This is a genomic window from Myceligenerans salitolerans, assembly GCF_017349295.1.
GTDB lineage: Bacteria > Actinomycetota > Actinomycetes > Actinomycetales > Cellulomonadaceae > Myceligenerans > Myceligenerans salitolerans.
This window is the reverse complement of the sequence record NZ_JAFMPK010000047.1, coordinates 862,559-883,295: the sequence shown is the minus strand read 5'-3', so window position 1 is coordinate 883,295 and position 20,737 is coordinate 862,559. Positions and strand designations below refer to the sequence as shown.

General features: G+C 71.9%; 16 protein-coding genes. 15 read left to right on the top strand and 1 reads right to left on the bottom strand.

The features are described 5' to 3' along the window. Nucleotides 1-34: 34 nt before the first annotated feature. Both J0911_RS17450 and J0911_RS17445 read left to right on the top strand, forming a co-directional pair. Nucleotides 35-391: a universal stress protein gene (locus J0911_RS17450; protein WP_207276716.1), complete on the top strand. Its 357-nt coding sequence runs from the start codon at nucleotides 35-37 to the stop codon at nucleotides 389-391. A gap of 317 nt (nucleotides 392-708) precedes the next feature. Next, entirely contained in the window at nucleotides 709-2,430 is a 1,722-nt protein-coding gene (locus J0911_RS17445) for an RNA polymerase sigma factor (RefSeq protein ID WP_207276715.1), read from the top strand. A gap of 192 nt (nucleotides 2,431-2,622) precedes the next feature. Here the strand turns inward: J0911_RS17445 and J0911_RS17440 are convergent, their stop codons facing one another. After that, a complete protein-coding gene (locus J0911_RS17440; protein ID WP_192863856.1) occupies nucleotides 2,623-2,820 on the bottom strand; it encodes a DUF7455 domain-containing protein in 198 nt (65 codons plus the stop codon). A 298-nt stretch (nucleotides 2,821-3,118) separates the two neighbouring features. Between J0911_RS17440 and J0911_RS17435 the strand changes: the two genes are divergently transcribed. The 13 genes from J0911_RS17435 (at nucleotide 3,119) to J0911_RS17375 (ending at nucleotide 20,581) form a co-directional block, all read left to right on the top strand. Then, nucleotides 3,119-5,257, top strand: a complete 2,139-nt coding sequence (locus tag J0911_RS17435) for a DNA gyrase/topoisomerase IV subunit B (RefSeq protein WP_307865143.1) — start codon at nucleotides 3,119-3,121, stop codon at nucleotides 5,255-5,257. Between the two features lie 93 nt (nucleotides 5,258-5,350). Next, entirely contained in the window at nucleotides 5,351-5,752 is a 402-nt protein-coding gene (locus J0911_RS17430; protein WP_242636959.1) for a DUF4430 domain-containing protein, read from the top strand. Continuing rightward, on the top strand, nucleotides 5,752-6,375 hold the full coding sequence (locus J0911_RS17425; RefSeq protein ID WP_207276712.1) for a DUF6580 family putative transport protein: 624 nt from the start codon (nucleotides 5,752-5,754) through the stop codon (nucleotides 6,373-6,375). The genes J0911_RS17430 and J0911_RS17425 overlap by 1 nt, the downstream gene beginning before the upstream one ends. A gap of 291 nt (nucleotides 6,376-6,666) precedes the next feature. After that, a complete protein-coding gene (locus tag J0911_RS17420; protein ID WP_207276711.1) occupies nucleotides 6,667-6,963 on the top strand; it encodes a WXG100 family type VII secretion target in 297 nt (98 codons plus the stop codon). 4 nt (nucleotides 6,964-6,967) lie between these two features. Then, nucleotides 6,968-7,255: a hypothetical protein gene (locus tag J0911_RS17415; RefSeq protein ID WP_207276710.1), complete on the top strand. Its 288-nt coding sequence runs from the start codon at nucleotides 6,968-6,970 to the stop codon at nucleotides 7,253-7,255. Between the two features lie 9 nt (nucleotides 7,256-7,264). Then, the gene (locus tag J0911_RS17410; RefSeq protein ID WP_207276709.1) at nucleotides 7,265-8,785 is read left to right on the top strand and encodes a hypothetical protein; all 1,521 of its coding nucleotides are present in this window, start codon (nucleotides 7,265-7,267) and stop codon (nucleotides 8,783-8,785) included. Continuing rightward, the gene (locus tag J0911_RS17405; protein ID WP_207276708.1) at nucleotides 8,782-9,465 is read left to right on the top strand and encodes a hypothetical protein; all 684 of its coding nucleotides are present in this window, start codon (nucleotides 8,782-8,784) and stop codon (nucleotides 9,463-9,465) included. The genes J0911_RS17410 and J0911_RS17405 overlap by 4 nt, the downstream gene beginning before the upstream one ends. After that, entirely contained in the window at nucleotides 9,462-10,154 is a 693-nt protein-coding gene (locus J0911_RS17400; protein ID WP_207276707.1) for a hypothetical protein, read from the top strand. The genes J0911_RS17405 and J0911_RS17400 overlap by 4 nt, the downstream gene beginning before the upstream one ends. Nucleotides 10,155-10,177: 23 nt before the next feature. Next, nucleotides 10,178-11,728: a hypothetical protein gene (locus tag J0911_RS17395; RefSeq protein ID WP_207276706.1), complete on the top strand. Its 1,551-nt coding sequence runs from the start codon at nucleotides 10,178-10,180 to the stop codon at nucleotides 11,726-11,728. 29 nt (nucleotides 11,729-11,757) lie between these two features. Then, the gene (locus tag J0911_RS17390) at nucleotides 11,758-13,635 is read left to right on the top strand and encodes a discoidin domain-containing protein (RefSeq protein ID WP_207276705.1); all 1,878 of its coding nucleotides are present in this window, start codon (nucleotides 11,758-11,760) and stop codon (nucleotides 13,633-13,635) included. Between the two features lies 1 nt (nucleotide 13,636). Then, nucleotides 13,637-18,037 (top strand): FtsK/SpoIIIE domain-containing protein, encoded by a 4,401-nt coding sequence (locus tag J0911_RS17385; protein ID WP_207276704.1) that lies wholly within the window; start codon nucleotides 13,637-13,639, stop codon nucleotides 18,035-18,037. A 49-nt stretch (nucleotides 18,038-18,086) separates the two neighbouring features. Continuing rightward, nucleotides 18,087-19,409: an alginate lyase family protein gene (locus tag J0911_RS17380; protein WP_207276703.1), complete on the top strand. Its 1,323-nt coding sequence runs from the start codon at nucleotides 18,087-18,089 to the stop codon at nucleotides 19,407-19,409. A gap of 74 nt (nucleotides 19,410-19,483) precedes the next feature. Beyond that, complete coding sequence (locus J0911_RS17375; protein WP_207276875.1) at nucleotides 19,484-20,581, top strand: NAD(P)-binding domain-containing protein; 1,098 nt, start codon at nucleotides 19,484-19,486, stop codon at nucleotides 20,579-20,581. The last annotated feature ends 156 nt before the right edge of the window (nucleotides 20,582-20,737 follow it).

Below are 20,737 nucleotides of genomic sequence, written 5' to 3'. Positions count from 1 at the left end.
TTGCCAGGCCCGTTTTCCGGTAGCGTCGGTGACCATGACGATCGTCGTGGGCAACCTGGGCACTCCGGAGGGCCATGCGGCGTTCGACGCCGCCGTGACCGAGGCCGAACGGCGCAAGGCACCGCTCGTCGTGGTGGCCGGCCCCGGCGAGCCCGGCAGGGACGTCGGCGAGCTGACCGAGCGGCTTCACACGGCTGGTGTGGAGGTCCGCCTGGACCCGGGTACCGGCGATCTCGCCGACGACCTGGTGCGGATAGCGCTGGAGACGGGCGCCGAACTCCTGGTGATCGGACTGCGCCGCCGCAGCCCCGTCGGAAAGCTGATCCTGGGTTCCGGAGCGCAGCGCATCCTCATCGAGGCGCCGTGCCCGGTGCTGGCGGTCAAGGTCTGACGATGGTGGCAGCTGCCCGGCGGCGAGACCGGAGCCGGACAGCACCTGCTCGAAAATCCGGGCGGCACCTGCTCGGGAATCATTGGGCGGCGCGGTTCGTTGACTCTCTATCCCGAAGAATACGAGCGAGAACCCGGGAAGAAAGCCCGTCGTAAGCGGGCTCCGCGTGCGTGAGGCTGTGAGATGAGCCCCGACTTTCCTGCGCTGGCCACGTCGGCTGAGGCGTGCAAGGGTGCCAACGGTACAATATCCCTTGTTCGTTGCCGATCACGACGAGGTCCAGTGCAGGCCCCGGCAGCGGAACCACCGGATCCTCGATGACCCCGAAAGGTCGGTTTGTGGCGCCCACTCCCGTCAACTCCCAGGACACAGCTCTCGATCGCGCCCCCGTGCGCGACCTGCCCCGCGAGTTCGAGCATCCCGCTCTGAAGCAGCTCCTCAGCACCGGCGTGGCTGCCGGCCGTGTCGACGCCGAGAACTTCCGCACGGCGTGCGAGGCTGCGAAGGTGGCCGACGCCAAGCGGCTCAAGGCCGTGCTGCGGGCTCTCGCCGGCTCGGGGGTCGATGTCGGGCTGCCCGCCTCCGCGACGGTCGCCGCCGCCACCGCGAGCCGCTCGGGCACGGTCGCGGCCAAGGCCAGCGTGGAGGACGACGCCGAGGGCTCGGCGTCGGGCACGAAGACATCCGGCGCGAAGAAGTCCACGCGCCGTACGACGAAGTCGACCACCACCCGCAGGTCCACCGCCACCAAGACCACCGTGTCGAAGTCGGCCGTTCCCGCCGCCGCGACCAAGGACACCGTGTCGGAGACCGTCACGGACGGGGACGAGGCGGAGGCCGAGAAGCCGACGACGCGCAAGAAGACCGCCGCGAAGAAGACCGCCGCGAAGGGCACGGCGGCCAAGACGGCGCCACGCCGCCGCAAGGGGGCGGAGGACGCCCCGGTGCTCGTGGAGAACGACCTGTCGGACATCTCGACCCCCCCGCTCGAGGAGGAGGAGCCTGCGCCGTCCGCGAGGAAGCGCAAGGGTGACACCGCCGACGAGCGAGGCGGCTTCGTGGTCTCCGACACGGATGACGAGGACCAGCCCGCGCAGCAGGTCGTCACCGCGGGTGCCACCGCGGACCCGGTCAAGGACTACCTGAAGCAGATCGGTAAGGTCGCGCTGCTGAACGCGGAGCAGGAGGTCGAGCTCGCCAAGCGCATCGAGGCCGGCCTGTTCGCCGAGGAGCGCCTCGCCAGCACGGAGTTCGACCGGAACGACAAGGACCAGCGCCGGATGGAGCGCGATCTGAAGTGGATCGCGCACGACGGCAAGCGTGCGAAGAACCACCTGCTCGAGGCGAACCTGCGCCTCGTGGTCTCGCTCGCCAAGCGCTACACCGGTCGCGGCATGCTGTTCCTGGACCTCATCCAGGAGGGCAACCTCGGTCTGATCCGCGCGGTCGAGAAGTTCGACTACACCAAGGGCTACAAGTTCTCGACGTACGCCACCTGGTGGATCCGGCAGGCGATCACCCGCGCCATGGCCGACCAGGCCCGCACCATCCGTATCCCGGTGCACATGGTCGAGGTCATCAACAAGCTCGCCCGCGTGCAGCGCCAGATGCTCCAGGACCTCGGGCGTGAGCCCACCCCGGAGGAGCTGGCCAAGGAACTCGACATGACCCCGGAGAAGGTCGTCGAGGTCCAGAAGTACGGCCGCGAGCCCATCTCCCTGGCGACCCCGCTCGGCGAGGACGGCGACAGCGAGTTCGGTGACCTCATCGAGGACTCCGAGGCCGTGGTGCCGGCGGACGCCGTGTCGTTCACGCTCCTGCAGGAGCAGCTGCACCAGGTGCTGGACACGCTCAGCGAGCGTGAGGCCGGTGTCGTGTCCATGCGGTTCGGTCTGCAGGACGGTCAGCCCAAGACGCTCGACGAGATCGGCAAGGTCTACGGCGTCACGCGCGAGCGCATCCGTCAGATCGAGTCCAAGACGATGTCGAAGCTGCGCCACCCGTCGCGCTCGCAGGTGCTGCGCGACTACCTGGACTGACCCGGCCTGTTCGGCCCCGGGCGGGGACGCCCGGGGCGTCCGAGGGCCGCAGCACTCCACGACGGCAGCGCTCGGACGACGGCGAGTGCTCGACGACGGCACGGCAAGGACGGCAGCACACGAGAACAGCAGAACGGCCGGCTCCCTTCGGGGGCCGGCCGTTCGCGTGGGTCTGAAGTTGTGGGGTCTCAGTCAGTTCTGGCCGTGCTCGGCGAGCAGTCGGTCGGTCTCGTCCTGGACGTGGGTGGCCACTCCCGCGTAGGCGGGCTGGTGTGCACGGGCGTGGTGGCCGCAGAAGAGCAGTTCGCCCGTGGGCAGGACGACTCGCACGTAGGCCTGGGCCCCGCAGCGGTCGCAACGGTCGGCGGCGGTGAGCTGTTCGGTCGTCATGGTTGTCACGCCCCTATCCAACCATCGGTCCATGGGGTCCCATCCCCTCAGGGCCCCGCTTTCGCCGTGAGCATAGCGGTGTGCCTCACAGTTTCCGTAGCCGCGAGGCCGGATTGCGCTCAGGGATGAATCGTCGTCACACACGTCTCTCGTGCGCGGCCGCGTCCCGGACGGCGCCGGCAACGCGCCCCCAACGTACCCCTGACGCCTCGTCGCGCCGTCGTCCGCTATGTGTCTACCCGCGTTCGTCCTGCGTGGCGAGCACATCGTGTCGGACACCTCGTCTACGCTGTGGCCCGTGACCGCGACCGCCCGTCCTGAGAAGGAATCCAGTTACACCGCTCGCCATCTCTCCGTCCTGGAGGGTCTGGAGGCGGTGCGCAAGCGACCCGGTATGTACATCGGGACCACCGACTCGCGTGGCCTGATGCACTGCCTGTGGGAGATCATCGACAACTCGGTCGACGAGGCCCTGGGCGGGCATGCCACACGGATCGATGTCGTCCTGCACGCGGACTCGTCCGTCACGGTCGCCGACGACGGGCGTGGCATCCCGGTGGACGTGGAGCCGAAGACCGGTCTGTCCGGCGTGGAGGTCGTCTACACGAAGCTGCACGCGGGCGGCAAGTTCGGCGGCGGTTCGTACGCGGCGTCCGGGGGTCTGCACGGCGTCGGTGCGTCGGTGGTCAACGCGCTGTCCGCCCGCCTCGACGTGGAGGTCGATCGCGCCGGCAAGACGCACCGGATGACGTTCCACCGCGGTGAACCCGGTGTGTTCGCGGACCCGCCCTCGGGCGCCGGGCCGGACGTGCCGTTCGAGCCGTTCACCGACCACTCCGAGCTCGCGGTGGTCGGCAAGGTGAAGCGGGGGGTCACCGGCACCCGCGTGCGCTACTGGGCCGACCGGCAGATCTTCCCGAAGACCGCCGTCTTCAGCTACGACGAACTGGTCACCCGCGCCCGGCAGACCAGCTTCCTGGTGCCGGGCCTGGAGATCCGGATCCGCGACGAGCGCGGCCTGCCCGGCACGCCGGGGGAGTCGGGCGTGCACGAGGAGGTGTTCAAGCACGACGGCGGCGTGGTCGATTTCGTCGAGCACCTCGCCCCCGACGCGCCGGTGACCGCGATCTGGCGGCTGCAGGGCTCGGGCACGTTCTCCGAGACGGTGCCGGTGCTGGACGAGCGCGGTCATATGACGCCGCAGGCGGTCCAGCGCGACTGCGAGGTGGACGTGGCGCTGCGGTGGGGCACCGGCTACGAGACCGAGGTGCGCTCCTTCGTCAACATCATCTCGACCCCCAAGGGCGGCACGCACCACACGGGGTTCGAGCAGGGTCTGCTCAAGGTGATCCGCAAGGCCGTCGAGACGAACGCACGCAAGCTCAAGGTCTCACGCGTCGAGAACGCCGAACGGATCGAGAAGGACGACGTCCTGGCCGGCCTCACCGCCGTGGTCACCGTGCGCCTCGCGGAGCCGCAGTTCGAGGGCCAGACCAAGGAGGTGCTCGGCACCGGACCCGTGCGGCAGATCGTCTCGCGCGTCGTGGAGAAGGAGATCCACGCGCACCTCACCTCCACGAAGCGGGACGACAAGACCCAGGCCGCGCTCCTCCTGGAGAAGGTCGTCGCCGAGATGCGTGCGCGCATCACCGCGCGCAAGCAGAAGGAGATCAGCCGGCGCAAGAACGCGCTGGAGACCTCCTCCCTGCCCGCCAAGCTCGCCGACTGCCGCAGCGACGACGTGAACAAGTCCGAGCTCTTCATCGTGGAGGGTGACTCGGCGCTCGGCACCGCGAAGCTCGCCCGCTCGAGCGACTTCCAGGCGCTGCTGCCCATCCGCGGCAAGATCCTCAACGTCCAGAAGGCGTCGATCAGCGACATGCTGCGCAATGCCGAGTGCGCCGCCATCATCCAGGTGCTCGGTGCCGGTTCGGGGCGCTCGTTCGACCTCGAGGCAGCCCGCTACGGCAAGGTCGTGCTGATGACCGATGCCGACGTCGACGGCGCGCACATCCGCACCCTCCTCCTGACACTCTTCTACCGCTACATGAGGCCGCTCATCGAGGCGGGCCGGGTGTTCGCGGCCGTCCCGCCCCTGCATCGGGTGGAGCTGCCCGCCAGCGGGCGGCGCAAGACCGAGTACATCTACACGTACTCCGAGGCCGAGCTGCAGAGCACGCTGCGCAGGCTCGACAAGGCCGGGCGGCGTTACAAGGAGGACATCCAGCGGTACAAGGGCCTCGGTGAGATGGACGCCGACCAGCTCGCGGAGACCACCATGAGTCCGCGTCACCGCACGCTGCGGCGGGTCACGGCCGAACACGCCGAGGCCGCGGAGCGCGTGTTCGAACTACTCATGGGCTCGGACGTCGCGCCCCGCAAAAAGTTCATCGTCGAGGGTGCCGGCGAGCTCGACCGGGAGCGCATCGACGTCTGACACGTCGCCGCCGACCAGCCGGCAGGTGCGCCTCCGGTCCACGAGACGGGCGTGCGCGTCCCCCGCGCGCGTTCTTACGATGAGGCCGTGACCATGCAACGCACCACGATCCCGTCCCTCAAGATGTTCGCTGCCGCGGCTGCCGTCGCGCTCCTCGCGGCGTGCGGCTCCGGTGGCGACTCCACCGGCGAGCCCACCGACGCGGCGTCGGCGCCGGGAGGCCTCGCCCCCGCCTGCGTCGAGAAGGAGGACTTCTCCTACGCGGGTGAGGACGGCGAGACCGCGCTCGACCTGCTGCTGGAGAACGACCCGTCGGCGGAGGCCACCGGCGACGGCGAGACGGCGTTCGTCACCGGCATCTGCGGGTACACGGCCGACGAGAGCGCGAACGAGTTCTGGGCGCTCTACGTGGACGGTGAGCAGGCGACCGAGGGTGCCAGTGCCCTCGAGACCGAGGACGGTCAGGAGATCACCTGGAAGCTGGAGACGTTCTGATGCGGGGCGCCCGGTCCGGCGGCCACCGGTCACCCGTGCGGGACCTGACGCTCGCCGACCTCGCGCGCCGCTGGTGGCGTCCGGCGCTCGCGGTGGCGGTGGTGGTGTCGGCGGTGGTGTGGCGCGTGGTGCGCGGCGACCTGGGCGCTCCGCCCAATCTGGAACTGATCACGGCGGCGACGTTCTTCGTCGCCGTGATCCTGCGGCACCGGGCCGCGGTGCTGGTCCCCTTCGCGGCGGCCGCGGTGAGCGACGCGCTGCTGGGCAACACGTCGATCCTGGTGTTCACCTGGACGGCGTGGGCCGTGATCGGCGTGGGTGCGCTCCTCGTACGTCGAACCACCGGGTGGCGGCGGCTCGGTGCGGCGTTCGGGCTCGGCATCGGGGGATCGGTCTGGTTCTTCCTCTGGACCAACTTCGGCGTGTGGCTGCAGAGCCGGGGCACGTTCTACGCTCCGGGCCTGGACGGACTCCTTGCCTCCTACGTGGCCGGTCTGCCGTTCTTCCGCACGATGCTGCTCGGCAACCTGGTACTCGTCCCGCTGGCGGCGGGCGCGGTGGCCCTGGTGGAACGTGCCGAGCGCGTCCTGGCGGCGCCGGGGACCCTGCCGCAGCCGCACTGATGGCGGTCTCCCGGGCACGGCGGGCGACACCGCGTGTCCGGTCCCGGCAGAGCCGCGCCAGGCGATGACGCCGGGCTAGCTGATGGCGCCGCGCCGGTTGCTGAGCGAAGGTGCCGCCGCATCCGTCGGCCTGCCGCCAGGAACCCCACTGTGACCTGCGGTTTTGTCGTGCCTTCGTGTGCCAACGTTCAGACCTCGTTCGTCTGTCGTTGCGCGTCCGTTTCGACTGGTTCACGACGATGGCCGGGTTCCACCGTTCCAGGCCCGAGCCACGCCGAGAGGACCACCTCAATGCCGAACATCAACGTGACCTTCCAGGAGATGGAGGACGCCGCCGCACGCATGCAGCAGGAGGCGGCGGACATGCAGAGCAAGCTCGACCAGCTGCGCAACCTGGTGCAGAACCTCGTCCAGGACGGCTATGTGACCGACAAGTCGTCCAAGCGGTTCGACGAGTCCTATCAGGAGCTGGACAAGGGCGGCAAGCAGGTGATGGAGGGGCTCGACGGAATCGGCGAGTACCTGAAGCAGGCCGCGGAGGCGCTGCGCAAGACGGACGAAGAGCTGGCCAACGCGCTGAACAAGTGACGCCGTGGCCGATGTCATCGTCACGAAGGAGGTCCTGGAGGACGCCGCCACCGACCTGAAGAACATCAACGACGAGTTCAAGAACATGTCCGCGATGTGGGAAGGCGGCGACATCTGGGGCCACGACACCGTCAGGGGTGCGATGAACGCGTTCATCGACAACTGGTGGGTCAAGCGCGAGAAGCTCCAGGTCCAGCTCGACGACCTCACCAAGAAGATGGACCAGGCGAAGGACGCCTGGGCCGAGACCGAGGACGCGCTGGCCTCCTCGTTCGACGAACAGCCGAAATAGGAGAACCGGATGAGCGGCGCCCGTGAAGGCGCATGGAACCTGCTCGGCCATGACTCCGATCCCGTCCCCGCGCCGGCCGAAGGGCTCGACGGGATCATCAGTCATTACAAGAACATCGCCGAGGCGATGGCCGACCAGGCTGCCTTGCTGAAACGGATCGGTGACGGCGACGTCCGGCTTCTCAAGGGGCAGGCGGCCGACGCGATGCGCAAGCGTGCGCGGGAGAGCAACGAGGCGCTGTCGAAGGTGGCCGACCGGTACAGCGATGTGAAGGACGCGCTGGTCGGCTACCAGCCGGAGCTGCGGGAGGCCCGGACCCGGACGGGCGAGGCACTCCGTGAGGCGGAGGAGGCCAACCGTCAGCTCGGCATCGCCGAGGACATGGCGGATCCTGTGAACGCGGACCGCTCGGAGGACGATCCTCCCCTCACGGACCAGGACCGCCAGGCGTCCTCGCAGCGCGCGGCGGCGATCGGCAAGGCCGAGGAGGGCATCGCGGCGGCGAAGGCCAAGGCGAGCAGGGCACTGGAGGCCCTGCAGGTCGCGGCGGACGCCGCCGCCGCCAAGATCAAGGAGAACTGGGACGTCGACGGCCTGCACCACTCCTGGCAGGAGGCCCTCCGGCACAAGATCGCCAAGGTGCTGAAGAAGATCGTCGAGATCCTCGGCTACATCGGGATGGCACTGGCGGTGCTGGCGATCCTCATCCCCGGCCTGGGCATCGTGACCTTGCTGGGAGTGGTGGTCACCGTGCTGTCGACGATCGCGAGCACCATCCTGGCGGCCTGGGGTGAGGGCAGCTGGCTGAGCGTCATCATCGGCGTCGTGGGGATCATGTTCATCGGCGTCGGTGCGGTGGCCACCAAGGCACTCAAGGGGCTGCAGAGCATCAAGGTGGCGAGCCGCGGAGGCGGCTGGCGGGACGCGACCGTCGACAGGCTGGCCGCCGTCTCCCGGCTGCGGGACACCCTGCGCACCCGTCTGCCTCCCAACTTCAGCCGGCCGGGCGCCTACCCCAGGATCAACTTCAGCAGGCCGATGCCCGCGTGGCGGGTGAACCCCCTCTCGCCCGCGGAGCGGTCGCTGCTCGGCTCCCTCGACCGGCAGTTCACCACGATCACGCAGAACCTCAACCGGTGGGACGACTTCATCGGCAGCACGACGGTCAAGCCGCCGTTCTGGCAGTTCTACACCAAGAATTTCTGGAACGTCGAGAAGTCGCGCTTCGGGGACGTCTTCGTCCGGGGCAACTGGCGGGGCGACCGGGTGCTCGGCGTCAACGACATCAGCGACCTGAAGAAGATCGACCTGAACATCGTCAACCTCCTCGGCGGCGCGCCCGCCACGATCCCCCTCTACGCGAAGCTCGGCCCCTGGGCCTTCAGCTTCGGCTGGATCACGTCGCTCTGGGGCATGGCGGTCACCCCGACGAACTTCAGCCCCAACGACCTGCGCAGCTCGTTCGACTGGTGGAAGGACGCCGACTACAGCGGCCTCTACAGCGAGAACAACGTCCTGGACGACCGGTGACGGGCGCGGTGGAACGGGTGCGCGCGAGCGCCCCGGGGGACTGGACCTGGAACGTCGAGCCTCCGGCGGGCTGGCTCGCCGTGCCCGCCACGGGGCAGGACCCGCAGGACGTCGTCGAACGCTGGGAGAGAGAAGCCGTGGCCCTCGTCGCGGACACGATCAAGCCCCAGGAGGTCGTCGACGACGAGTACCGCGACCTCGCCGTCCCGGACGACTTCCGCGCGGAGCTCGAACGCACGGCGGCCGAGTCCGTCCGCAACCTGCGCGAGTTCGCCGACACCGTCGCACCGGACGGCGACCGGGTCCTCGCGGCCGTCGGCGTCCTCGGGTGCACACCCATCCCGGTGCTCGTCGCCGTCGGCCTCAGCAGTCCCGACGACGACGGCGACGGGCTCATGGCCGCCCTGGGCGCCACCGGGGGAGCGCCTCTCGCGCCCCCGGAGATCGACCACCTCGACCTGCCCGACGGCGACGGCCTCCGCGTCACCCGGCTCGACCTCGGCGGCGGCAGCGGCACGGCCTGGGTGAGCGTGGCCCTCGGCCGCCGCGCCGAGCACGACGACGTCCTGGCCGACACCGTGCTCGTCTGGCGCTCCCAGAACCTGTTCGTCACCGGCCTGATGACCGAACTGCTCGACGAGCTGATGCCCGCCGTGAAGATCGTCCGGAGTGGATCATGACCGCGAAGCCCGACCTGTCCGGAGCCAGGCCGACCGACGTGTGGGGCATGTTCTTCCCTCCGGGGTGGGTCAGGTTCCCGACCGGTCCGGACCAGGCTCGCGAGCTCGACGAGGCGATCGAGGCGGTGGTCCGCCGGTCCCTGCCGGACGACCTCCCGCGGGACTCGGTCGAGCCGCACCGCCACCTGATGCGTGATGCCCTGCGCGACACCTTCACCGAGGCCACCGAGGCCGGGGCCGGCGCCGTCTACCTCCCGACCGAACCCCTGAACGGCATCATGACGCCCTGCTCCATCACGGAGGCGGAGATCGTCAGCGACGCCGGCAGCAACCCCGTCGAGGTGGCGTCCAGCATCCTCACCGAGGACTACGACGAGAGCGAGCTCGTCGAGGTCGACGGCCGCCCGGGCGCGCGCGTGGCCACGACCTCCCACGACGTGCGGCACGACGGGGACTTCCCCGTGGTGTCCACGAAGCAGGTCGTCTACGTGATCTCCCGGGACGACGCCGAGGGCGACTGGCTCGTGATGTCCTTCAGCACCGTCTGGAACTCCGAGGAGGGCGAACGCGTCTCCGAGGCCCTCGTCATCTTCTTCGACGCGCTGATGTCCACCTTCCGCTGGGCCGGGCCCGGCGCGAGACCCCTGACGCCCCTCGACGGGACCGGCCCCGGTCCCGGCGCGCGGTGACGAACCCGACCCCCGGAGCACGCGTGTCCCGAACCCGTTACCTGATCACCCTGGCCCTCGCGGTGGTCGCCGTCGTCCTGCCCGTCCCGGCGGCGCCCGCCGCGCCCCCGGCCCCCGACGGCGAGAGCGTCACGTACTACGTCGTCCAGGAGAAGGGCGACGGCGAGCCCGAGTTCCTGTTCGAGATCGCCCAGCGCTACCTCGGCGACGGCAACCGGTACCAGGAGATCTTCGAGCTCAACGAGGGCCGCCCGCAGCCGGACGGCAGCACGGTCACCACGCCCGAGGTGCTCCTGCCCGGCTGGGTCCTCCTGATGCCCGACGACGCCGAGGGCGAGGGGCTGCGGACCGGCCCGCTCCCCGAAGCGACCCCGGCGACGCCCGAGGCGGATCCGTTGTCCTACTACGTCGTCGGCCGCACGCCCGACGGCGAGGTCGAGTACCTGTACCTCATCGCGGAACGTTTTCTCGGTGACGGGGAGCGCTGGCCGGAGATCTTCGAGCTCAACGAGGGCCGGGTGCAGCCCGACGGGGAAGCGCTCACGGACCCGGACACGGTCGCGGTGGGCTGGGCCCTCCAGCTCCCGTCCGACGCCGAGGGCGAGGAGCTCCGTCCCGGTCCGCCGCCGGGCCCGAGCACGTCGCCGCCGGACGACGGCGCGTCGGCGACACCGGCGGCCGATGCCGCGGCCGCGGAGCCCGGCGGCCGGCTCGTCCCGGTCCTGGTCGTGCTCGGTGCGCTGCTCGTGGTCGGTGGGCTGGCCGCCGGTGCGGTGCTGCTCCTGCGCCGCCACCGTGCCGCGCGCGCCGACGAACCCTTCGACGACAGCCTGCTGCGCACCGACACGTCGTCGGCCTGGATGACGGACCGCGCCTTGCGCGTCCTGGTCGCCGCGTGCGAACGGGACGGCATCGAGGTGCCGGCGCTCGCGGCCGTGTTCGTCGAGGGGCCGGCGATGCGGCTGCGGTTGGCGAACCCCCGGGATGTCGCACCGGCGCCCTGGGTCGCCGGCGACGGCGGCGCGACCTGGACGGCGCAGATCGCCCGGTTGCAGGACGAGCCGGCGTCGGACGCGCGTCCCGGCCAGTTCTCCCGGCTGGTGACGCTGGGCGTCGCGGAGAGCGGCCGCGTGATGATCGACTTCGCGCAGGCTCGCGGCGTCGTCAGCATCGAGGGGCCCGCCCGTGCCCGGCACGAGGTGCTGCGCCGCTGGCTCGGCGAGCTCACGGGGAACCCGTGGTCGGGCAGCCCCCGGGTCGTGATGGTGGGAAACGGGCTGCCGCAGCAGGAAACCGCGGAGCACGTCGCCGGACTCGAGCAGGTCGTCCCGGACCTGGTGCCCGGGGAGGGCGGGGTGCTCGTGCTCTCCCAGGCGCCGCCGGCGGCACAGCTGGACCTCCTGAGCTCTCGCCTGTCGCAGCCGGGCTTCGGCTGGGTGGTGATCGTGCTCGGCCGGGTTCCGGTGGCGCGCTGGCGGTTCACGGCGCGGGACGACGGATGGCTGCGCAGCGGCTTCCTGCCGGACGTGCGCTTCGACGAGCAGACCTCGGTGCGACGGGCGGACCCGCGATGAGACCGGGCACAACAGGAGGCGACGACCCGATGACCGTGCCGGTGAGGGTGTCCGTGCCCACCGCGGTGCTGCTCACGATCCTGCTCCTGGTGCCGTGGACGGTGCCCGGGATGCCGGGCGTGTCCGCCGCCGAGCCGGAGCTGCTCAGCCAGGGCAAGCCGGTCCGCGCGTCGGCGGTGGAGAACAACGATCCTGAGCTGGTCGCGAAGCACGCGGTGGACGGTTCCCTGGCCACCCGCTGGGCCAGCCACCACGAGGACCCCTCCTGGATCTGGGTCGACCTCGGAAAGGCGTCCCAGGTGCAGCGGGTCGAGATCGTATGGGAGGCCGCGTACTCCACGTCGTACGGGATCGGGCTGTCGGACGACGGCGTGAACTGGACGAACGCCGCGTGGGTGGACGCCGCGGACGGCGGCACGGACGTGCTCCAGGTCTCGGGCACCGGCCGGTACGTGCGGCTGTTCGGCGAGACGCGCAACGGCATCGCCGGGCACTCCCTGTGGGAGTTCCGGGTGTTCGGCTCCCCGGTCCCGGACAAGAAGCCGGAGCAGGAGCCGGAGTCCGGGAAGGACCAGCCGGCGCAGCAGGAGCAGCCCGAGCAGCCCGCGAGCCCGCCCCCCGCGAACACGCCTCCGCCGCAGGTCCCGTCCGCGCCGTCGGACCGGCCCACGCCCGACCGCGAGGGCCCGCCGGGCTCGGTCGTGTACTACGTGGTGAAGCAGCGGGGGGACCGCGCCGAGACGATCGAGGACATCGCGCAGCGGCTCCTGGGCAGCTCCGCGCGATGGCCGGAGATCGTCCAGCTCAGCAAGAGCATCCGCCAGAAGGACGGCAAGTACCTCACCGACCCGCACACGCTGCTCGCGGGATGGGTGCTCCAGCTGCCCGACGACGCCGTCGGCGACGGTGTGAAGTTCGGCCGGCTCCCCGGATCGGAGACGAAGCCGCGGCCGTCACCGTCGCCCACGCCCTCCCCGTCGCCGTCGCCGTCGCCCGTGGCGGCCCAGGAGAGCGTCGACGGGTCCGACGCCGCCACGGGCGTGCTCCTGCCGCTCGGGCTCGCACTGGGGGGCGCGCTGCTGCTCGCCGGTCTCGTCCTCGCCGCCGTCCGGCTGACGGCCACGGTGCGCAAGCGCCGCGCCGAGAGGATCCCGTTCGACGACAGCGTCCTGCGCACGGACACCTCGGCCGCCTGGACGGTGGATCACGCGCTGCGCGCCCTCATCGCCGCCTGCGAACGCGACGGTCTGGACGTCCCCGGCGTGACCGGCGTCTTCGTCGAGGGAAGCACGTTGCGCCTGCGGCTCACGAACCCCGCCTCGGTCGGCCCCGCGCCCTGGGCGGTGAGCGAGGACGGCCAGAGCTGGGTGGCGCCGTTGTCGAAGCTGCAGGCGGCGCCCGTGTCCGACGGGTCGACGGCGCGGTTCGCGCGGCTCGTCAACCTCGGGATGAGCGAGACCGGGCGCGTGCTCGTCAACTTCGCCCTCGCGCGCGGTGTCGTCAGCCTGGACGGTTCCGTCCGCGCCCGCCACGAGGTGCTGCGCCGATGGCTCGGGGAGTTCACGGGCAACCCGTGGTCCGGCGAGCCGCGGGTGGTCATGGTCGGCGACGGCCTGCCGCGCCCGGACCAGGTCGAGCACGTCAGCGGCTTCGACCAGGTCAAGCAGGAGATGGAGGTGGGGGACGGCGGAGTCCTGGTGCTGTCGCAGCCGCCGTCCTCGGCGGACAGGGACTTCCTGGCCGAGCGCTTCGCCGACCCCGCATTCGGGTGGGTGGTGATCGTGCTCGGCTCGTGGCCCGGGGCGAAGTGGCGGTTCACGGCCCGCGACGACGGCTGGCTGCGCAGCGGTTTCCTGCCCCAGGTGCGGTTCGACGAGCAGGCGGCGGTGCGCCGCGGGAACGAGTGACATGCGGACACTGATCACCGCCCACCACGGGGCACGCGAGGCCCTGCTGTGGCTCGAGGCGGACGACGCCACCCCGGTCGCCGACCTCGCGGAACGCGTCGCGGCGGAGGTGGGGGCACCCCGTGAGGCGCCCGTGCACGTGGACGGGGCCGTCCTTCCCCCGACGACGACCGGTGGCGAGGCCGTCGTGACCGCCGACTCCGGGATCCGCGACGGCGCGCGGATCACGTTCGCCCCGCCCGAACCGGGGCACGGTCCGGGCCCCGGCGGGCCGGTGGACCTCTGCGTCACGGGCGGTCTCGGCGCGGGCGCCGTCGTGCGGCTCGGCGTCGGGGAGTCCGTCCTGCAGATCGGCGAGGACGGACGGGTGCGCGTCGACGAGCGGCGCGAGGGCGGGCTGCCCGCCGTGGCGGTGGTCGTCGCGCTGGACGGACGGGTGACGGCGCGCCGGGTCCCGGACCCGAGATCCGCCGGGCAGGCCGTGCACCTCGACCGGCTCACCGAACCACTCGGTGAGGAGGACGCCGAATGGCCGGCCGGCACCCAGCTGCGCATCGGCCCGAGCGTCCTTACCGTGCAGTCCGCGACCCGCGCCGACGCGGACCTGCGGCCCGGCAAGGAGCCCGGCACCCTCGACTACAACCGCCCGCCACGGCTCCTGCCGCCGGACCCCGTCACCCATTTCCGGCTCCCGGCCGAGCCCTCACCACCCGCGCGCAACCCGCTGCCCTGGCTCGCGATGGCGATGCCCGCCGTGCTCGGCATCGCCATGGCCATGGTGTTCCAGTCACCGTTCTACCTGATGTTCGCGCTGGCCTCGCCGCTCATGGGGCTCGGCAACTGGTGGATGAACAAGCGCAACGGGAAGACCACCCACAAGGAACGCCTGCGGCAGCACGCCGAGGAACGCGCCGCACTGGAGGCCGAGGTGCTCGACGCCGTCCGGCTCGAACAGCACCGGCGCCGCATGTCGAGCCCCGGCGCCGGTGAGCTGCGGATCATCGCGACCACCCCGACACGTCGTCTCTGGGAACGGCGCGCCACCGACGCCGACCATCTCGCCGTCCGGTTCGGCCTCGCCGACGCCACCAGCCGCGTGGAGGTCGAGGACGCGGCCGAGCCCGAGCACCGCCGTCGCACCAAGGCCACCGTGAACGCGGTCCCCGTGACCGTGTCGCTGCGCGAGGCCGGTGTCGTCGGCATCGCCGGGCCGGGCGACTGGCCGCGTCGCCGGGCCCGCTGGATCGTCGGCCAGCTCGGCGTGCTGCAGAGCCCTCGCGACGTCCAGGTGTACCTCCTGACCAGTCCCGAGCACGTCGCGCAGTGGTCCTGGGCGGCCTGGCTGCCGCACACGCGCCCGGGCCTCGGGCAGGACGCCGTCGCCTTATACGGCACCACCACCGACACGCTCGCCGCCCGCGTCGCCGAGCTGAACGCCCTGATCACCCAGCGGCGTGCCGCCACCCAAGGCGGCGGCGGGTCCAAGACGGCGTTCGGACCGCAGCTCGTCGTCGTCCTGGACGGCGCCCGCCGCCTGCGCGCCCTGCCCGGCGTCGTCTCCGTCCTGCGTGACGGGCCCGCCGTCGGCGTCAGCATCATCTGCCTGGACGGCGACGAGCAGCTCCTGCCCGAGGAGTGCACCGTGGTCGCCCAGGTGCGGCCCGACGGCGGCATGACGCTGCGCCGCCAGGACGCCGACGACCTGCGCGCCGTGACCACGGACGAGGTCGCGGACGACTGGTACGAGCCCGTGGCGCGTGCCGTCGCCGCCGTCCGCGACGTCACCGCCACCGACGGCGCCGGGATGATCCCCGACTCCGCCCGCCTCGTCGAGGTGCTCGGCATCGAGGACGCCGACGCCGAGCTGTTCGCCGCGCGCTGGCGGGGCATCGGGAACGCGGGCAGCACCCTGGCCACCGTCGGCGTCTCCCTCGACGGGCCGTTCGGTCTCGACCTGGTCAAGGACGGGCCGCACGGGCTCGTCGGCGGCACGACGGGATCCGGCAAGTCCGAGTTCCTGCAGACCCTCGTCGCCTCGCTCGCCGTCGTCAACACCCCCGACACGATGAACTTCGTGCTGGTCGACTACAAGGGCGGCGCCGCGTTCAGCCGGTGCGAACTCCTGCCGCACACCGTCGGCATGGTCACCGACCTCGACTCCCACCTCGTCGAACGGGCGCTGGACTCGCTGCGCGCCGAACTCACCCACCGTGAGCACGTCCTCGCCGCGATCGGCGCCAAGGACCTCGAGGACTACCTCGACGCCCGCAGCCGCGGCCATGCCGGCCCCACCCTGCCGCGCCTGCTCATCGTCATCGACGAGTTCGCCTCCATGGCCCGCGAGCTGCCCGACTTCGTCACCGGGCTGGTCAACATCGCCCAGCGCGGCCGATCGCTCGGCATCCATCTCATCCTGGCCACGCAGCGTCCCTCCGGCGTCGTCTCCCCGGAGATCCGGGCCAACACCAACCTGCGCGTCGCGCTGCGCATGACCGACAAGAGCGAGTCGCAGGACGTCATCGACGCCCCGGACGCCGCGGAGATCACCAAGTCCCAGCCCGGGCGCGCCTACGCGCGTCTCGGCGCCTCCTCCGTCGTGCCGTTCCAGTCCGCGCGGGTCGGCGGGCGCCGGCTCACGCGGGCCGACGTCGTCGAGGTGCCACCGCCGTTCGTCAGCAGGGTCGCCGTCGCCGACCTCGGCGGTCCGGCCCCGCGACCCCGCAAGACCGAACGGCGCGAGGAGGTCCAGACCGACCTCGCCGCGCTCGTCGACACACTTCGCGCCGCGGCCGCCGCCGGCGACTGGGGCGAGCCGCGCAAACCCTGGCTCCCGCCCCTGCCCACCCTGCTCCCGCTCGACCGGGTCTCCCAGCCCACGAAGCCGTCCGCGTTCGCGTGGGCCCTCGAGGACGAGCCCGGACGGCAGCGGCAGGGACCCGCCGAGATCGACCTCGACGAGTTCGGCCACCGGTACGTCGTCGGCGCCGCCGGGAGCGGCCGGTCCACCGCGCTGCGCACGACGGCGCTCGCGGCCGCCGCGACCCAGCCGGTGAGCGACCTGCACCTGTACGCCCTCGACTGCGGCAACGGCGCGCTCGCGGTGCTGGACGAACTGCCGCACACGGGCGCCGTCGTGCAGCGCGGCCAGACGGACCGCGCGAACCGGCTGCTCACACGGCTGCGGGCGGAGCTGGGCCGGCGGCAGCAGGTCCTCGCCGACGGAAACTTCGCCAACGTCACCGAGCAGCGCGAGACGGCGGCCCCCGCCGACCGCCTGCCGCGCGCACTCGTTCTGATCGACCGGTGGGAGAGCTTCCTGACCACGTACGGCGACGCCGACGGCGGCGCGCTGCTCGACATCGTCACCGAGCTGATGCGCGACGGCGCCGGCGCCGGCATCCACCTGCTCGTCGCCGGTGACCGCGGACTGCTCAACAGCCGGATGAGCGTGCTCACCGACGACGTCGTGGTGCTCCGGCTCACCGACCGGATGGACTACGGCATGGCCGGGATCAACCACAAGAAGCTCCCGGAGGAGATGCCGCCCGGCCGGGCGTACCGCGGCGGGAGCGGGACGGAGATGCAGATCGCGATCCTCGGTGACGACCCCGCCGGGCGCGCCCAGAGCGCGGTGGCGCGTGCCACGGCGGCCACGATCCGGGAACGCGAGGCCGTGGCGCCGGGGACCGGTCCCTTCCGGGTGGACGACCTGCCCTCGACGATCACCGTGGACGGCGCCTACCGGTACGCGGGACCGGAGGCGGCGAACCCGCTGTGGGCCCTGCTCGGCATCGGCGGTGACGACCTCACCGCGTTCGGGATGGACCTGGGCGGCGACGCGCCGTCGTTCGTCGTGGCGGGCCCCGCGCGGTCCGGCCGCTCCACCATGCTCGCCGTGATGGCGCAGTCCCTGCTGCGTGGCGGGACCGAGCTGGTCCTCGTCGCACCACGGCCGAGCGTGCTGCGGGACCTCGCCGGGCGCGACGGGGTGCGGACGGTGCTGACCGACGCCGAGGAGCTGACCGAGGAGACGCTCGCCCCCCTGCTGGGCCCGGATGACGCTCCGGTGGTGCTCATGGTCGACGACGCCGAGCTGGTCGCGGACTGCCCGGCCAAGGGATGGCTGCGCTCGTGGTTCCGGACGGCGGGGGACCACCGGCGCGCGCTCGTGCTCGGCGGTGACGCGTCGGAGGTGGCGAGCGGGTTCTCCGGCTGGCAGGTCGACGCCAAGAAGCACCGGCGCGGCGCGCTGCTCAGCCCGCAGGACCGGTTCGACGGTGACCTGGTGGGCGCGAGCCTGCCACGTTCGGCGGTGTCGTCACAGGTGGCGCCCGGCAAGGCGCTCGTCCACCTGGGTTCGGGCGAGCTCACCACGGTCCTCGTGCCCACCATCCAGCTGTAGCCGGGGTTTCGCCGCACCGATCTCCGCTCTTTATGTCAGGCTCTGTGTCGTGCGCCCTTCCATCGCCCTGGTGCTGACCGTGCTGCTCGCCGTGACCGGGTGCGCCGAGGGGCCGGTCAGCGTCAAGCGCGCGATCGCGGAGCCGAGCCGGGCGTCGGAGCCCGGTGTGACGCGGTCGGCCGACCTCCCGGACGCCGTGAGCGAGGTCCGCCCGGCGCCCGCCGAGGCCGATTCCGGGTCCGGGGACGAGGGATTCGTCCACCCGGGAGTCTTCGTCGACCAGCGCCTCCTCGACGCGATGGAACGCCGTGTCGAGGACGGCGAGCACCCGGCGAAGAAGGTCTTCACCGAGATGGTCCGATCCGAGTGGGGCGAGCTCGACCACCGTGCGGAACCGCGCAACGTGGTCGAGTGCGGCGCGCACCAGAACCCGAACCACGGCTGCACCGAGGAACGCCGCGACGCCCACGCGGCCTACGCGCAGGCCCTCGCGTGGGCCGTGACCGGTGACGAGACGCACGCGCGCAAGTCGATCGAGATCATGAACGCGTGGTCCTCCACGATCCGGGAGCACACCAACACGAACGCGCGCCTCCAGGCCGCCTGGGCGGGCGCGATCTGGGCGCGGTCGGCGGAGATCATCCGGCACACCGGCGCCCCCTGGTCCGGGACGGACGTGGAGCGGTTCGAACGGATGCTCCGCGACGTCTACCTCCCGCAGGTCACCGAGCGCTCGTACGCCAACGGCAACTGGGAGCTGGCGATGACGGAGGCCGCGATCGCGATCGCCGTCTTCCTCGAGGACCGCGAGGTCTACGACCGGGCCGTGTCCGTGTTCCGCAACCGTGCCCGCGCCTACGTCTACCTGGAGTCCGACGGCGACCTGCCGCGTGAGGCGTCCGGCAGCCCGTACGACAAGGAGCACGAGATCATCGCCTTCTGGCAGGGGCAGGACGACTTCCGTGACGGTGTCGCCCAGGAGACCTGCCGCGACCTCAGCCACACGACCCTCGGCCTGACCGCGATGTCGCACGTGCTGATGACGACCTCCATCCAGGGCGACGACCTGTACCCGCGGGTCGGCCCGCGCCTGGCGGCGGCCCTGGAACTGCACGCCGAGATCGCGGTCACCGGGGAGGTGCCGTCCTGGCTCTGCGGCGGCTCGGTGGACGGCCGGCTGGAGTACCTGCCGTCCGCGGCCCTGTCGGTCCTGGCGGGCCGCTTCGGCTGCCCGATGACGTGGTCCCGGCGGCACGACGAGTCGTGGAGCACCTTCGGCACCAACGAACTTCTCACCGCCTGGGAGCCCCTGACCCACGGAGCCCCCGCCGACCCGAGGGGTTCCGCCGACGAGGCGGTCTGCCCTCGCTGAGCGCCCCGGCACAGCCGCACGCCGGATACGTCACACCCGGGCATGGAACGCCGCGCACCGTGGTTGAGCCCGGTGTGGACGTGTACGACTCTGTGGTGATCGGGGCAGGCCAGGCGGGCCTGTCGGCGTCGTACCACCTGGAGAGGCTCGGCATCCGGCACGTGGTGCTCGACGCCGGCCCCCGGCCCGGCGGGGCCTGGCAGCACCGGTGGGACTCGCTGACGATGCGGGACGTCCACGGCGTGGCCGACCTGCCGGACGGTCCCGCTCCCGGCCGCTCCGCCGACCGCGCGAACCGTGCCGTCCCCGCCTGGTTCGGCCGCTACGAGGCCGAGCACGACCTGCCCGTGCGACGGCCCGTACGCGTCCGGACGGTCACCGGCGACGGCGGCCTGCTCCGGATCGACTCCGACGCCGGCGCCTGGCTCGCCCGTACCCTCGTCAACGCGACCGGCACCTGGGACCGCCCGTTCGTGCCCCACTACCCCGGCGTCGAGACGTTCCGCGGCGAACAGGTGCACACCCACGACTACCCCGGCCCGGACCACTTCCGCGGCAAGCGTGTGCTCGTCGTGGGCGGCGGAGCCTCGGCCGTCCAGTTCCTCGGCGAGATCGGCCCGATCACCGACACCCTGTGGGTCACCCGGCGCGAACCCGTCTGGCGCGACGAGTTCGACGAGAACGCCGGCCGGGAGGCCGTCGCCCGGGTGCTCGACCGCGTGACCTCCGGCTTCCCGCCCGCGAGCGTCGTGAGCGTCACCGGGCTCGCCCTGCGCCCGCAGGAGGAGACCGCCGCCCGCCTCGGCGTCTACGACCGGCGCCGCACCATGTTCTCCCGCGTCGAGCCCGACGGCGTCCGCTGGGACGACGACGTCCGCGACCCGGCACGGCCCGCCTTCGAACCCGTCGACACGATCCTCTGGGCCACCGGGTTCCGCCCCGCCGTCACCCACCTCGCCCCGCTCCACCTGCGCAGCGAGCACGGCGGTATCCCGCTCCTGCCCGGGACCGCCGACGTGCAGACCGCCGTCACGGCCGCCCGCGACCCGCGGGTCCAGCTCGTCGGCTACGGCCCCTCGGCGAGCACCATCGGCGGCAACCGCGGCGGCCGCGCCGCGGCGCTCGCCGTGCGGCGTCACCTCACCGACAGGCTCGTGCGGCTGGACCGGTAGGGCATGTCCTGCCGTACGCGTCCCCGCCGCCGCTCGACGGGGCTCCAGCGGTCGGTGCCGCCGCCCGTCCGGTCCGGCCGGCCGTGGTCAGTCGAGGACGGCGTACGCCTCGACCTCGACGTCCTGCTGCACTGGGCGTCCTCCAGGATGAACGGC

Excerpts from the sequence above, each read along its gene's own strand:
- J0911_RS17430 (WP_242636959.1), top strand. The coding sequence starts at position 5,351 with ATGCAACGCACCACGATCCCGTCCCTCAAGATGTTCGCTGCCGCGGCT.
- J0911_RS17385 (WP_207276704.1), top strand. The coding sequence starts at position 13,637 with ATGCGGACACTGATCACCGCCCACCACGGGGCACGCGAGGCCCTGCTG.
- J0911_RS17390 (WP_207276705.1), top strand. The coding sequence starts at position 11,758 with ATGACCGTGCCGGTGAGGGTGTCCGTGCCCACCGCGGTGCTGCTCACG.
- J0911_RS17445 (WP_207276715.1), top strand. The coding sequence starts at position 709 with ATGACCCCGAAAGGTCGGTTTGTGGCGCCCACTCCCGTCAACTCCCAG.
- J0911_RS17410 (WP_207276709.1), top strand. The coding sequence starts at position 7,265 with ATGAGCGGCGCCCGTGAAGGCGCATGGAACCTGCTCGGCCATGACTCC.
- J0911_RS17425 (WP_207276712.1), top strand. The coding sequence starts at position 5,752 with ATGCGGGGCGCCCGGTCCGGCGGCCACCGGTCACCCGTGCGGGACCTG.
- J0911_RS17420 (WP_207276711.1), top strand. The coding sequence starts at position 6,667 with ATGCCGAACATCAACGTGACCTTCCAGGAGATGGAGGACGCCGCCGCA.
- J0911_RS17400 (WP_207276707.1), top strand. The coding sequence starts at position 9,462 with ATGACCGCGAAGCCCGACCTGTCCGGAGCCAGGCCGACCGACGTGTGG.
- J0911_RS17450 (WP_207276716.1), top strand. The coding sequence starts at position 35 with ATGACGATCGTCGTGGGCAACCTGGGCACTCCGGAGGGCCATGCGGCG.
- J0911_RS17440 (WP_192863856.1), bottom strand. The coding sequence starts at position 2,820 with ATGACGACCGAACAGCTCACCGCCGCCGACCGTTGCGACCGCTGCGGG.